Genomic DNA, 13804 nt, shown 5'->3' with positions numbered 1-13804 from the left:
CTTCTTTTTAAATGTTGTACGTAATGCAAAAGAGTTTGGAGATGGCAAAAATCGTAGCACCAGAGTAAAGTGGGGAAAGTAGTCATGTACTCTACTTGAAAGAAGGTCAACATATGATTTTTTATCTCATATCCACTCTGGTTGTATTCGTAGATCAGCTATCGAAATATATGATTCGCCTCTACCTTCCTGTTGGGAAGACGACCGATCTATGGGGATTTCAATTGACCCATTATGAAAATGCGGGCATGGCCTTTAGCTTATTCCAAGGCTATGCACGATTGTTTGCGGTAGTGGCGGTCTTGTTTGTCATGGGAGTTCTCTACTATCGAAAAAAGGCAGAACAAAAGCGGTTATTGGTGGAAGTGAGTCTAGGATTTTTCGTAGGAGGAGCTATCGGAAATGCCATTGATCGCATCCTCTTTGGGCGTGTAACCGACTTTCTGGTCTCCTCTTCGGGGAATGGCATTCTGAACCTGGCTGATCATGCGATAAATATTGGGGTAGTTCTTTTGTTTTTGGATTTATTGTTTGGCTATGTTGGGCGATTCAGACAGAGAAAGGTGTAAGACCTCTATTTAAGTACAGATAAAAAGGAGAATTCAAATGGAAAAGTGGGAGTATAGAACAATCAAGTTCCAAACAGGAGGGTTTTTTGGAGGGAAGCTTGATACAAATGAGTTTGAGGCCATGCTTAACAAAATGGGCGAGCAAGGTTGGGAACTGATCTCATGTTTTGATACAAGTCAATCCCAAGGAGCTTCTCGCGATGTGGTCACTGTTTTAAAGAGAAGAAAATGAGTTGGAATAGGTGAAAGTAGGCTTCCACTAGGGCGCGCCTAATACAGGGGTATGCCCATGTAAAAAGATAAGCATTGAAGAAAAGGTGAGTGCACAGTTGGCGAATCCAGAGTCAAATAAGAAAAAAGTCCGCGGGTGGAAAAGGAGAATCCGAGAGGTCGAGGATTGGAAGAAGCGGTGTATCGGTCTCGATCTTGATACCCTGTTGGTTGATCACAAAGACTACGTAAAGCTCTGGATCGATCCTTGGTACCGATTAGTGAGACGGAATCCACCACAGTGGCTGACACGGATCATTTTTAAAGCGATGGTAGAAATTTATTGCTCTTGGCATGAAAAATTACGAGATTTGAATGAACCATTTTATCTGAAAATATGGCTTTACCATCCTTCTTTTACACAGTCTCAAATCGTGGTAGCCATAAAAGAACAAATTCAATACTATGAGAGTTTATTCGATCGCGACTTACAGAGCAAAAAGTTCCCCAGCCATTTTTTTGCGGGGGAAGAAATCACAGGTAGATTTGAATGGAAGCTCCACAAGGATGCCTCAACCTACTGGCTATCTGAATTAGAGGAAGATATTCGTTTAGGCTTAATGACCGCAAATGAGGTTGACGCGTTAATTAGGCGCTCGTACAGCGAAGGAATGATGGAGCTGAGTTATGGTGTAGATAAGTATTACAAGGTAGGAGAAGGGGACGTTTGGATAGGGGAATGGAGAGCAGATATTGATGTAAGAGGTGAGCAATAAAATGGACTATCAAAAACTGAGCAAGGAACTTTCATATGCTTTGCGTCATGCACCACATGAGTATGAGCTGGAGTTAGATGAATACGGGTGGGTAGAAATCGAATAAGTTCTTTATTGTTACACGAGCAACCGGTAATACTCAAGATAGATGCGAAAAGAGCGTGGGATGAGGGAGTCAAATTTTATCACGGGAATGAAATGGTTTGGTTGGCAGATCAGGTGGATAAGAAGTATATATCGGTTAGTAAGTAAAATCATTATCAGATCTAAAAAGTACTTGGTCTAAAATAGAAGTGTTCGTTTTTGATGAAAGATTACTTTTTTAGAAAATTTCAGGTTTGTATTATAGAAGAATGGGTAAGTGCATAAGCAATTCTCATGTATTAGGATAAGGTGTGGATAATCTTGAGAAACCTTGCTGAGGGATTAGCCTACCGGTACTTAAGTTTGTTCTTGAAGTGGTTTGAAGTATTTTAAAGGTGAGTTTGATTAAGCAAAGATTTCTATAATCCTGCAAAAGTAAGGAGTATTATTTAATGTACAGTCGAGTGGATAGATACAATTCATATGTTCGTGCAGCGATTTATTATGAGCATGGGGGAATATGTTTTCATGACAAAGAGCCATTGAAATATAGAGAAATGGAATTAGATCATATAATTCCGCAAGATCTGTTTAAGAAAGAGAATGAAGAAGAATTAAGATACATTTTCGAGAAATTTAACTTACCTAATAATTTTCATAAAGATTGTTTGCGAAATTTAGTGCCAAGCAGAGGTACCAATAATCGTGATAAAGGAACTTTAATGTATACGGACTCGATTACATCAAATATGCTAGATGCAACGATGAAAATGGCACCAAAGATTATTGAAAGAATTAGTAGCTTACGCAATCAGTTCAAAGGCGATGTAGATATAACAAAAATTGCTATGCAACTAGAGAATCTCAATAATCATATTGATATAGCAGATATATATGATACGTTAACCGGTGAAACAACTTTTGAGAAAGAGAATGAAATATGGGATTTTGGAAAACAGTATGGATATAAAAAAACCTTGCCTAACGTATCCCTAAGTGGTTTTATACCAAAATACCCAAATAAAACAGGTAGCTGTCAAATTCTATTTAAAAGCTTGAGAATTAGAGATTGTATGATCAGTTTAAATCACGATCAAATACTTTCTATACTCTTTTCAGGAATAAATACAGATAAGAAATATGGTTTGAGAAATTTTTTAGAAAGCTATAATGACAATTATTTTGTCCAATTGGGAAATGTTAGGTTGCCCTTAAAATCTATTGAGGTAGAACAATTATGTGAGATAATTGATGACTTTGCAAAGAATTATCTAAAACAATTAATGATAATTCAAGAAAAATTAAAACCTGAAATTTTTAGACCTTCTGAAGCGGTAAACAATGGACAACGTCTTTTGGGTGTTAGTGTAGAATTATGGGAAGAAATGATGGCGTTTTGTAGCGAATTTGATTATGAGAGTGGTAACTCAGAGTGGAATATTTTTGACTCGAATGGTAATCAAATAAAAGTATTTAGTAAAACTAATCATTCATTTTATGAACCAGGATATCACGCTTTTTTAATTCCAGAACAAGAAGGAAGCGCCTTCCAAGTTAGAAAAGGCTACGGTATGGTATGGATAGTTTGGACAGACATATTTTTCTCAAATACTGAAAAAAATTTAGAAGAATACTCGCCTAAAAAGAAGTGGGGGCCTGAGGAAGCATATAATTGGTTGACTAAAGAATTTATTCCATACCTTATTTATTACAAAAGTCATATAAAATCTAGTCAGAAAAGTTTCTTAATCCGGAGAATAAATCCTAGTTTTGATAATTTTAAAGCAAGCTTCGATCTTAATACTGTTATCTACAATTTTAATAATGTGTCAGAAAAAAAAGATAACTACCAAAAGTTAAAGGAGAGAATATCGGAACTGCAATCATATTATGCGTGTTTATTGAATGAAGACTTATATTCTAAAGACGAGTTGGTTGGGTTATATGAAGCATTACATTTATTAATTGGCCTATCGCAGATGGGATCTAACCAATATCAGTATATTGCCGGTAATTTAAGAAGCATTGTAAATGGAAACTCAAAGACTCAGATACTGACTAGTATTACTGAATATATAACTACTATTGAAGAAAGTGTAATATATGCTGCAAGGCTTGATTATACGCTTAGAGGCATGTTAGAAACTTTGGAAAATGGAATAATAACTTTATCAGATCACCAAATTGGATATTTGTTTAAAAGGATAAATCCCTTTTTGGAAAGAAAAAAGATTTCTGAAGTACTTCGATTGGCAAGGCATTAGAAAATTTTAAGGATGAGAGTTTAGTTATGAATCTAATACAGATTTTATAAATAACTGCCTACTGTTCATAACCAAGAATGAACCTTCTGATTTACTGTACTACCAAAACCTAAGTGATTCAGAAGGTAACCCCCCACAATAAACTTGCCCACCCCCTCTATCTTTTCCTACCTTAGAAGAAAGAGGGGGAGAGAACATGTTTGCATCCAGTTATTCCGGCACCGTACATGGTATAGATGGAATGGTGGTTACCGTAGAAACGGATATCGCCAACGGACTGCCTCAGTTCGATTTGGTCGGACTGGGGGGTTCTGCTGTAAAAGAAGCCCGAGACCGCGTACGTGCAGCCTTGCGAAATGCAGGCTTTGACTATCCCATGCAGCGAATCACTGTCAACCTGGCCCCTGCCGACCAGCGTAAGGAAGGCTCAGGGTTTGACCTCGCGATTGCTTTTGGAATCCTCCTTGCTTCAAAGCAAATCACCCCTCGCTCAGAACAAATTCTCATTTTAGGTGAATTAGCGCTAGATGGCTCCCTGCGTCCCGTAACTGGCGTGCTCCCCATTTTACTTGAGGCAAAAAGGAATGGATTTACCCACGTAATCCTGCCTGAACAAAATGCAGCCGAAGCCCAGCTCGTCGATATCATTGTCTTGCCAGCCGTAACAATGCGGGAGGCTGTTCATTATTGGAGCAACGGACTTACCGTTGACCGTAATAACGAGGTGAGACAGATTAACTCTAACAATCAAATAAAGCAGGGGAACACTGCAGATTTTACCGATGTATACGGCCAGCACTTTGTAAAGCGCGGGTTAGAGATAGCCGCTGCCGGCTTCCACAACGTGATTTTAGTCGGCCCTCCTGGCTCGGGAAAAACATTACTCGCGACGTGCTTACCGGGCATAATGCCGCAAATGACGATGGATGAATCGTACGAGGTGACGAAAATCTACAGCATCGCGGGACATTTGACGCGGGCAGGCGGACTTATCGAGGAGCGGCCATTTCGTTCTCCGCACCATACGATTACAGCGACTGCGCTAATAGGGGGAGGAACACAAATCCCTCGACCAGGCGAGTGCAGCTTGTCTCATGGTGGCATCCTCTTTTTAGATGAGATGCCAGAGTTTTCACGGCATGTGCTGGAAGTGCTGCGTCAGCCTCTAGAAGCGGGGGTCGTGACGATTGGGAGGGCCAAGCGGGTATTTACTTTTCCTGCTCGTTTTCTCCTAATAGGGTCATGCAATCCGTGTCCCTGCGGATTTTTCGCAGCCCGCGACCAACAAGCATGCTCGTGTACACCACAGCAGATTCAGAAATACCGGTCCAAGCTCTCCGGGCCATTGCTGGATCGCATCGATTTACATCTGGAAGTACCGCGTGTCCCTGTACATCTGCTGCACAAGCGCACAGCGGAGGAATCGTCCAAGACCATTCAGCAGCGCGTAGAACAAGCCCGGAGCATCCAATTGGCGCGGTACAGCCAGCGCACAAGCTACCCGTTTAATAGTGGAATGAGTGGAGAAGAGCTGCGCTGCTTTGCCCGTTTGGACAAGGAGGGGCAGGAAATGCTGCAACTCGCTTTTGAAACACTGGGATTAAGTGCTCGAGCGTACGACAGAATTGTGAAGGTAGCGAGAACCATCGCTGATCTGGAGGGAGCAGAAGGGATTGAGGCTGCACATGTAGCCGAGGCAATCCGTTATCGCGCTTTGGATCGAGCTATCTCCTTTTGACCTTGATAGCTACATAGAAAATTACGTAATGGTGACAACATAAAACGTAAACTGACCGCAGTCGCTGTCATCCCATGGACGGCAATACTTGAAGGCAATGGAGGTCATTCCGGCCCTCAACGGATGGAAGGTGAATATTTGATGTCCACCTTGACCAATTCGTGAAGGTGCGGATAGAGGTGCATAATGACTGGATATGAGTTCGAGATACCGCGAGTCTAGTGGATTGGAGAGCCCCCATTGGTACCCGTTACTTGGATTTGCGTCGAGCGACAAGGAAAAAGAATGACCCGCAGCTGTGCGGATGGCGTAGGTAGAGATATTGGCCAACTATCTTCGTCCTTTCTAGCGTGCTTTCGCTTTCTGAAATGCACACTTTTACTATATGTAGCGTTCCGAATTGGGTTATGACAAATATACGGGTAATTTCATTGAAGTATATAATAATTTTGAATTATATGACAGTAAACAAAAGATGTAGTAAATGGGGAAACTGCCATTTTTTTATCGATATTTAGTATGATTTGGAAAGGATTTTAAGAAATATTAGCGAATGAATAGGGATAAAGACATATAGTGTCGAATGAAAACTGCTCTTGAATGATCTTTTTTACCTAAAAAACAAGTGAAAGAAAAACAAAAAGAGGACTAGAATGGTAATTCTTTGTTAATCGCGTGTTGGTCAATTTCCAGCACTCTCCAAGGAGCAGGCGACTATAAGGTGCTCCTCTCGATTGGGAGAAGCTTTTTCTTTGTGTTCATCAATTGCTAAGAAAGGGAAAGGAAAACTGATGGAGAGCATTGCGGAACTGTTTGAAAAGAAAGAATACTACCACGCCTTTCAACCCATTTTCCATCTTCCCGAAAGAAAGAGAATCGGGTATGAAGTATTACTGCGTAGTAAGGCAGAAATAGATCCAGAAACCTTGTTTCAACTGGCAAAGAAACGGAGGAAATTACCAGAGCTCGACACGCAATCCCTGCATTATGCTCTTTCTACTTTTTTTCCTTCGGCAACTATTCAACGAGAGGATCTTTTGTTTGTCAACATATTTCCATCGACAATTACGGGAAAATCGTTTCCGTTCTTTATTCAAGAAATCACCCAGTCGTTTCATCCGTTCCTGAGCCAAATCGTGCTGGAAATAAACGAGTCCATCATGGAAGGGGAGGTATGGCACGACCCTGTCTTCAAAGAGAGAATTGCAGATTTAAAAGAAAGAGGTTTTTTGATTGCACTTGATGATGTAGGCGAAGGAGTAAACACCTTTAGGAAAATCGTAGATATCTCACCCGATTACATAAAAATTGACAGATTTTTTTCCCAAGAGTTGTCTACTTCGCGGGATAAGCAAAAAACCGTAAAGCTTTTCGTAGACTTTTGCCAAAATGATTCTCAACTCATTCTCGAAGGAGTTGAAGAAGAAGAGGATTTTGTATGTGCTTCTTTGCTTGGTGTCGTAATCGGTCAGGGATATTTGTTTGGGAAGCCAGGCAGCTTGCTGGACGATTAAGAAACAAGTGTAGAATGTGGAGGTATACATATGAGCAGTGATAAAAACGTCTATTCCAGAAAGGCTACCCTTTCTCTTAAAATATCGGAGTTTGAAGTTCCTCCCATGCAAGACATGCTGATCGTCGGGAAAAAGGCTCCTATTGGGCCAGAAGCAGTAAGAAGAATGGCTGAAGCCCTTTCTCCCGAGCAGTTCACCTTGTTAAAAATGGATCACCCCAAAATTGAGGCGGTTCTTTTGCGAAATACTCTTTTGCAAATGCTGGATGAAAAACTGCTGATGAAGATTGTGCTGGAGGAAGCAGAACGCATGATTAGCGATTCTATGGTGCTGCGATCTGAACTGAAAATTGCCGTTTCGGTCCAACGAGAGGTGGATTTGTTATGAACATCTCCGAAATCATGACAACGACGATAAGCACCATTACCTCTGGCAAAAGTGTCTCTCATGCGGCGGAGCGGATGAATGAATGCAATACTCGATGGTTAGTTGTCATGGATCACGGAGAGATTTTGGGTGTCGTGACTTCCCGCGATGTACTGTCGGCTCATCCCAATCGGATTGTAGCAGATGCGATGAGTCTGCAGCCAAGTCGTATGTCGGCTTATCAAAATGTGTGGGAGGCACACAGCTTTTTGCAGGAAAAAAATCGAGAAGTTGCGCTCATTATGGATGGAGATCAGTTAATCGGATTGATAACAAAGGAAGACATACGTATGAAAATTGCGGAATATATTGATCCGTTGACAGGATTATATGAAGCACCATACATTCAGTTTATTGGTGAGCAGCTCTTGAAGGAACAAAAGCCGTTTCATTTGCTTTTCATTGATCTAAACGATTTTGGACAAATTAATAAGCTGTACGGACACCCATTTGGAGACGATGTCATTCGAAAATATTCCTCTGTGCTCTCTTCCTTTGCTTCAGAGCAAGGTGCCCATCTATGCCGATATGCTGGAGATGAGTTTGTCCTGATCTCCACAGCAGAAGTGGAACAAGTCAAAAAGGGAATAGCCTTAATTACGCAACCAACAAACATTCACCACGTCAGGATTTCTGCTGCAGTTGGTCATGTGAATGGATATGAAGACCCTTATTTTTTTACGCACACCTTGCGGGATCTGATGGCGAAAGCCAGCTTGGAATCATCGGCAGCTAAATTGCAAAGTGATTATTCAACGCTACCGTCATAAGTAGAAAAAAACAGTCGGGGAATAGCGATTCGTCTTCTTGCATAAACTTTTCGTTGAGAATGATAGGGCATAATTCCGAGGTTAGGTGCAACCAGTTTCTTGTTCAATCGTAATACATAAGAAAAAAAGGAACCTGAATAAAAGGAGGCTGTCGGATGATTGTTACGACTACAAACACATTGCAAGGAAAAGAGATTGAAGCCTATTTAGATATCGTCAGCGGAGAAGTCATTATGGGAGCAAACGTTGTGCGTGATTTTCTTGCCGGAATCACAGATATCATCGGGGGAAGAAGCGGTTCTTACGAGAGCAAGCTAGCCGAAGGGCGAGAAATGGCTATCCGTGAAATGAAAGAAAAAGCCCGGAGTTTAGGAGCAAATGCCGTTGTTGGCGTCGATCTGGATTTTGAAACCTTGCGCGAAGGCATGATGATGGTTATTGCAACAGGCACTGCTGTACGTGTGAAATGAGCCGGGATTTGACCGGCTTTCTTTTTTTTCCATCACAGATTGAATTCCTTCAAAAGTAGGGCGTAGCCAACGCTTGTATCTTGGTCATTTGCAATCCTTCCTTTGCGTATTCTTGCAGTGTGAAAGTAGGGAATATTCGTGTCTGTCGTTGAAAAAGCCTTATCCGCATTTACTGCGAAAATAAATAAGAATCCCCATGGTATAGATGGATTTCATGCTGTGTACCACTTCTACCTGGATGGTAACGATGGAGGGGATTATCAAGTTGAGTTCGCTAATAATCAGGCATCGTTTCAAAAGGGAATTACCCGAGAGGCTAAATGCTCCTTGGAACTGTCAGGCACTGATTTGATTCAATGGTTGGAAGGTAAACTAAATCCGGCAGTCTCTATCATTACTGGAAAAATGAAAATAAAAGGGGACATAGGACTCTCTATCAAGCTTCAAACTGTCCTCCATACCTATCAAATATAGGTTCTCTAGGAATTGAAGAAGAGATGGAAGCTCTGAAACGAATTCCTGAATCAAATGGTTGGTTTTTCCATGTCATCCATGCTTATTTAGAAATAACTGGTCAATTCCTAAAGGGTTGCGTTAAAATATGACCAATGAATGACAAGTCATCAAACTAAAAGAACGAGGGGAATCATGCGCCATATTTGTTCATTTGTAGCTGTCGTTACCCAACTGGAAGAACAATCTGTGCGTTTTGACTTTTACCAAGAGATCAAAAGGTCTAAACCGGACCGCGAACTTTTAAAACAAAGGGTTACCCTGCCCCGGCACTATTTTGATTATTTACTTCTTTCGGGAGTATTGGAAGTAGAGAGTGATACGCCTTACCAACCGATTGCTGCTCAGCCTGCTGCAATTGGTATGAATATCCGATCTCTGGGAAGCAATGTGCTGTTTGATATGTGTTTTGCCCCGCAAACGTACAAATTATGGCAAAATACCGATGCCATTTTGGAGGACATCTCCCTCCCGGCAGACATCTTTGAAGAATACGTCTACCGCTTGGGAGCGATCAGCAGGTTTCGTTACCTCGGTCGTGTCGATGACCCACTTGTTGCTACACAGCTTGGTGAGAACGACATGATTGAATTCAAACGCGACTTTTTGTTATCCAAGAGTGGAATTATCAAGTCGATCGTGGCATTTGCGAATTCAAACAACGGCAATTTGTTTCTAGGCATTACAGACGAAGGACATATTTGCGGCGTGGATCATGAAGTGGAGCATTACGGCGATCCGGATAAGTATATTTTAGCGATTACGCAGTATATACAAGACAAAATGACGCCATTTCTTACGCCTTTTCCCAAAATTTCCTTACTAAGGGTACAGGGTAAATATGTTGTTGCCATCTTTGTAGAGGTTGCTTCCGAATTGATTTGTGGACTGGACAAGAACGGAGAAAAGTACGTAGTAATTCGTACAAACAATCGCTCGGTCGTAGTCCGGGACCCTCATCAAATTGGAGAAATCTACGTAAAACGAAAACTGGGCAGTGAAATCAGCCGTCGATTGGGGCTTCTGTAGCATAATCGTACAGGATTGCATACACGAAGGAGGTTGCTGCATGAAATCGTCTTTACGTGCCTATCTGCTTAGTGTTTTGGTGGCAAGCATGGTAATGACTGGATGTGCACAAGGAAGCAAGGTTACCGAGACCGATATGAGAGACCGTATAGAGACCGAGCTGGGTGCGGTTGAAAAGGTGACGGTCATGTCCACAGATGGGCAGGAGGTGGCACTGGATCTGCCTGTTTTCCTCAAAGAATTGCCTACTCAGGGAAATGACTTGCAATTATCAACTGAGCCGCTCAAACAAGAAGACGTGCGTTTTACGCTCGTTTTGTATCGAAAGCAGCTAGCGCCCCTCGTCGTTACGGTGGGTGAAAAAGCAAGCCAGTTTGGAGAAAGTACATATCGCGGGAATGGTGCCATTTATTTTTATCAGTGGGTTCATAAACAAACCGGAAAAGGACTGCTTGCCCAAAAGTTCGACAGTGTTCTTTTGTCAGCAGAAGATCTTTCCAGATCCAGTGCATTAGGAGAGCCAGAGGTGGCTTACATTAGCAAAGTGCTCGCGACAGCAATTCCTGAAACCGATAAGAACAACAAGCAATACACCCTGTTTCCGTACTACAAATTGCGAATGGGCTCAGCGCAAAGGCCACTTGAGGTAACAGTCTTAACACCTACGTTGATATCTGTACCCTTTGGCCGGGAGAAACACAACTTTCATGTAGATGGAAAACTGTTCTCTCGTTTGACCGAATGGCTGCCGCCGGGAGAGAAAGAAGAGCGACCCCTTGATCCGCTGTTTAAAGCCACACGAATTCGGGTGGAAAAAACTGGAGAAATGGCTGTAGAAAAGCGGGAACTGGATGTGACCCAAACAACGGTTGAGCAAGGAACTGCTCATCAAATCGTTCGCTTACTACAAACAGGAGTCCTCATGAAAGAAGCTCCTCCATCTCCAGGAACAGAACAATTCCAACTGCATTTTCTGGTGAATGGAACAGAGCGGTCAATCGTCTTTTATCCTCGTTATTTTAAGCTGGATCAATCATGGTACGCTCATAGTGAACTAGACCAAAATGTGTGGAAGTTGTTTGAAAATCTGCGAATGTAAGTGTTTTACCTTATGAAGTTTGACATGAATGGTCAGGATAAGGAGAACATATTACTACCACTTTTGCATTTTTTGTCGTAGAATAGTAACGTTGCACTGATAGTGGTGCTTTAAGACTGGGGGAGACAGTATGTTACAGTATGTCTCAATACCGGTCTAAAAGCCTGCCGATCTTTATCTGCCATAGGAGGATGGAGAATGAACATTCATGAGTATCAAGGTAAAGAGATACTTAAGCAGTACGGTGTAAAAGTTCCTGAAGGACGCGTAGCTTTCACAGTGGAAGAAGCTGTTGAAGCAGCGAAAGAACTGGGCACCCAAGTAAACGTAGTAAAAGCGCAAATTCACGCTGGTGGCCGTGGTAAGGCAGGCGGGGTAAAAGTTGCAAAAAATCTGGATGAAGTTCGTACATATGCCAGTGAAATTCTTGGCAAAGTACTGGTTACTCATCAAACAGGACCGGAAGGCAAAGAAGTTAAGCGTCTTCTGATCGAGCAAGGCTGCGACATCAAAAAAGAATACTACGTAGGTGTTGTAGTTGACCGTGCAACTGGAAGCGTCGTAATGATGGCTTCTGAAGAGGGCGGTATGGACATTGAGGAAGTAGCAGCAAATACTCCAGAAAAAATCTTCAAAGAAGTAGTAGATCCGGTAACTGGTCTGAACGGCTTCCAAGCTCGTCGTCTGGCTTATGCGATCAATATTCCAAAAGAGTTGATTAACAAAGCTGCCAAATTCATGATGAGCTTGTACCAAGCTTTTGTTGATAAAGATGCTTCTATTGCTGAAATCAACCCTCTGGTTGTTACTGGCGACGGTGAAGTAATGGCACTGGATGCTAAACTGAACTTCGACAGCAACGCACTCTATCGTCACCCTGATATCGTGGCTCTGCGCGATCTGGATGAAGAAGATGAAAAAGAAATCGAAGCTTCCAAGTTTGATCTGTCCTACATTGCTCTCGATGGTAACATCGGTTGCATGGTAAATGGTGCTGGTCTGGCTATGGCAACTATGGACATCGTGAAATTCTATGGTGGAGACCCTGCTAACTTCCTTGACGTTGGTGGCGGAGCTACTGAAGAAAAAGTAACAGAAGCGTTCAAAATTATTCTCCGTGACGAAAAAGTAAAAGGTATTTTCGTCAATATTTTCGGCGGCATCATGAAGTGCGATGTAATCGCAAACGGCGTAGTGAATGCAGCGAAACAAATCAAACTGGACAAACCTCTCGTAGTTCGTCTCGAAGGTACTAACGTTGATCTGGGTAAGAAAATCCTCAACGAGTCTGGTCTGAACATCGTAGCTGCTGAATCTATGGCGGATGGCGCTGAAAAAATCGTATCCTTGGTGAAGTAAGCTTAGGCGAGTAGATACGTCAAAAAAGGTGGGAAAATTACGCGATGAGTATTCTTGTTAATAAAAATACAAAGGTAATTACGCAAGGTATTACGGGTGCAACGGGCCTTTTCCACACTCGCGGAGCCGTTGAATACGGTACACAAATGGTGGGCGGTGTAACACCGGGTAAAGGTGGCACTGAGGTTGACGGTATTCCTATTTTCAACACAGTAGCAGAAGCAGTAGAAAAAACGGGTGCAACTGCTTCCGTAATCTACGTTGCTCCTCCATTTGCTGCTGACGCGATCATGGAAGCGGTTGACGCTGAACTGGATCTGGTTATCTGCATTACAGAAGGAATCCCAGTACTGGACATGGTAAAAGTTAAGCGCTACATGGAAGGCAAGAAAACCCTTCTTGTTGGACCAAACTGCCCTGGCGTTATCACTCCAGGCGAGTGCAAAATCGGTATCATGCCTGGTTACATCCATGTTCCAGGTAAAGTGGGTATCGTATCCCGCTCTGGTACCTTGACTTATGAAGCAGTACACCAAACTTCTACTCGCGGCATTGGTCAATCCACTGCTGTAGGTATCGGTGGGGACCCTGTTAAAGGTATGGAGTTCATCGATGTACTGAAAATGTTCAATGAGGATCCAGACACAGAAGCAGTAATCATGCTGGGTGAAATCGGTGGTACTGCGGAAGAAGAGGCAGCAGAATGGATCGCTGCGAACATGAAAAAACCAGTTGTAGGCTTCATCGGCGGACAAACTGCACCTCCAGGAAAACGCATGGGTCACGCTGGTGCGATCATCTCCGGCGGTAAAGGTACAGCCGCTGAAAAAATCGCGAAGCTGGAAGAATGTGGCGTACGCGTAGCGAAAACACCTGCAGTTATCGGTGAAACTTTGGTTCAACTGTTGACTGAGCGTGGAATGCTCGACAAAGTAATGAGCAAATAAGCTAATCGTTTTCAAAAAGTGGACAGGCTTCAGGCC

General features: G+C 42.5%; 16 protein-coding genes. 15 read left to right on the top strand and 1 reads right to left on the bottom strand.

Annotation, left to right across the window (positions count from 1 at the left end; genetic code table 11):
• Window positions 1-113: 113 nt before the first annotated feature.
• The 6 genes from lspA (at window position 114) to ACIFQN_RS19070 (ending at window position 5641) form a co-directional block, all read left to right on the top strand.
• Window positions 114-569, top strand: coding sequence for a signal peptidase II (gene lspA / locus ACIFQN_RS19095; RefSeq protein ID WP_429834606.1), 456 nt, complete (start codon window positions 114-116; stop codon window positions 567-569).
• A gap of 37 nt (window positions 570-606) precedes the next feature.
• Window positions 607-801: a DUF4177 domain-containing protein gene (locus tag ACIFQN_RS19090; protein ID WP_429834605.1), complete on the top strand. Its 195-nt coding sequence runs from the start codon at window positions 607-609 to the stop codon at window positions 799-801.
• Window positions 802-898: 97 nt separating this feature from the next.
• Window positions 899-1555 carry a hypothetical protein gene (locus tag ACIFQN_RS19085; protein ID WP_429834604.1) on the top strand — a complete coding sequence of 219 codons (657 nt, stop codon included), beginning with the start codon at window positions 899-901 and terminating at the stop codon, window positions 1553-1555.
• A 1-nt stretch (window position 1556) separates the two neighbouring features.
• Window positions 1557-1661, top strand: a complete 105-nt coding sequence (locus tag ACIFQN_RS19080; RefSeq protein ID WP_429834603.1) for an RNA 2'-phosphotransferase — start codon at window positions 1557-1559, stop codon at window positions 1659-1661.
• A gap of 430 nt (window positions 1662-2091) precedes the next feature.
• Window positions 2092-3903: a hypothetical protein gene (locus tag ACIFQN_RS19075; protein WP_429834602.1), complete on the top strand. Its 1812-nt coding sequence runs from the start codon at window positions 2092-2094 to the stop codon at window positions 3901-3903.
• A gap of 196 nt (window positions 3904-4099) precedes the next feature.
• Window positions 4100-5641 carry a YifB family Mg chelatase-like AAA ATPase gene (locus tag ACIFQN_RS19070; RefSeq protein WP_429834601.1) on the top strand — a complete coding sequence of 514 codons (1542 nt, stop codon included), beginning with the start codon at window positions 4100-4102 and terminating at the stop codon, window positions 5639-5641.
• 21 nt (window positions 5642-5662) lie between these two features.
• Here ACIFQN_RS19070 and ACIFQN_RS19065 read toward each other — a convergent pair whose 3' ends face one another.
• Window positions 5663-5971 (bottom strand): protease inhibitor I42 family protein, encoded by a 309-nt coding sequence (locus ACIFQN_RS19065; RefSeq protein WP_429834600.1) that lies wholly within the window; start codon window positions 5969-5971, stop codon window positions 5663-5665.
• A gap of 461 nt (window positions 5972-6432) precedes the next feature.
• On the opposite strand from ACIFQN_RS19065, the gene ACIFQN_RS19060 reads away from it, so the two are divergent.
• From ACIFQN_RS19060 to sucD, 9 genes are all read left to right on the top strand, one after another.
• On the top strand, window positions 6433-7155 hold the full coding sequence (locus tag ACIFQN_RS19060) for an EAL domain-containing protein (protein ID WP_429834599.1): 723 nt from the start codon (window positions 6433-6435) through the stop codon (window positions 7153-7155).
• Between the two features lie 30 nt (window positions 7156-7185).
• Window positions 7186-7542 (top strand): hypothetical protein, encoded by a 357-nt coding sequence (locus tag ACIFQN_RS19055; protein WP_429834598.1) that lies wholly within the window; start codon window positions 7186-7188, stop codon window positions 7540-7542.
• Window positions 7539-8351: a diguanylate cyclase domain-containing protein gene (locus tag ACIFQN_RS19050; protein WP_429834597.1), complete on the top strand. Its 813-nt coding sequence runs from the start codon at window positions 7539-7541 to the stop codon at window positions 8349-8351. Before ACIFQN_RS19055 ends, ACIFQN_RS19050 begins: the two co-directional genes overlap by 4 nt.
• Before the next feature lie 155 nt (window positions 8352-8506).
• On the top strand, window positions 8507-8821 hold the full coding sequence (locus ACIFQN_RS19045; protein WP_429834596.1) for a YbjQ family protein: 315 nt from the start codon (window positions 8507-8509) through the stop codon (window positions 8819-8821).
• Between the two features lie 138 nt (window positions 8822-8959).
• Window positions 8960-9295, top strand: a complete 336-nt coding sequence (locus ACIFQN_RS19040) for an SCP2 sterol-binding domain-containing protein (protein ID WP_429834595.1) — start codon at window positions 8960-8962, stop codon at window positions 9293-9295.
• Window positions 9296-9469: 174 nt separating this feature from the next.
• Window positions 9470-10363: an AlbA family DNA-binding domain-containing protein gene (locus tag ACIFQN_RS19035; protein ID WP_429834594.1), complete on the top strand. Its 894-nt coding sequence runs from the start codon at window positions 9470-9472 to the stop codon at window positions 10361-10363.
• Between the two features lie 40 nt (window positions 10364-10403).
• The gene (locus tag ACIFQN_RS19030; RefSeq protein WP_429834593.1) at window positions 10404-11462 is read left to right on the top strand and encodes a hypothetical protein; all 1059 of its coding nucleotides are present in this window, start codon (window positions 10404-10406) and stop codon (window positions 11460-11462) included.
• 198 nt (window positions 11463-11660) lie between these two features.
• Window positions 11661-12821, top strand: a complete 1161-nt coding sequence (sucC, locus tag ACIFQN_RS19025; RefSeq protein ID WP_016743310.1) for an ADP-forming succinate--CoA ligase subunit beta — start codon at window positions 11661-11663, stop codon at window positions 12819-12821.
• A gap of 44 nt (window positions 12822-12865) precedes the next feature.
• Complete coding sequence (gene sucD / locus ACIFQN_RS19020) at window positions 12866-13768, top strand: succinate--CoA ligase subunit alpha (RefSeq protein ID WP_429834592.1); 903 nt, start codon at window positions 12866-12868, stop codon at window positions 13766-13768.
• Window positions 13769-13804 lie beyond the last annotated feature (36 nt).

It is taken from the genome of Brevibacillus sp. NRS-1366, assembly GCF_050467985.1.
Note: the sequence above shows the minus strand (reverse complement) of the source record. Positions and strands in the feature narration are given on the sequence as shown.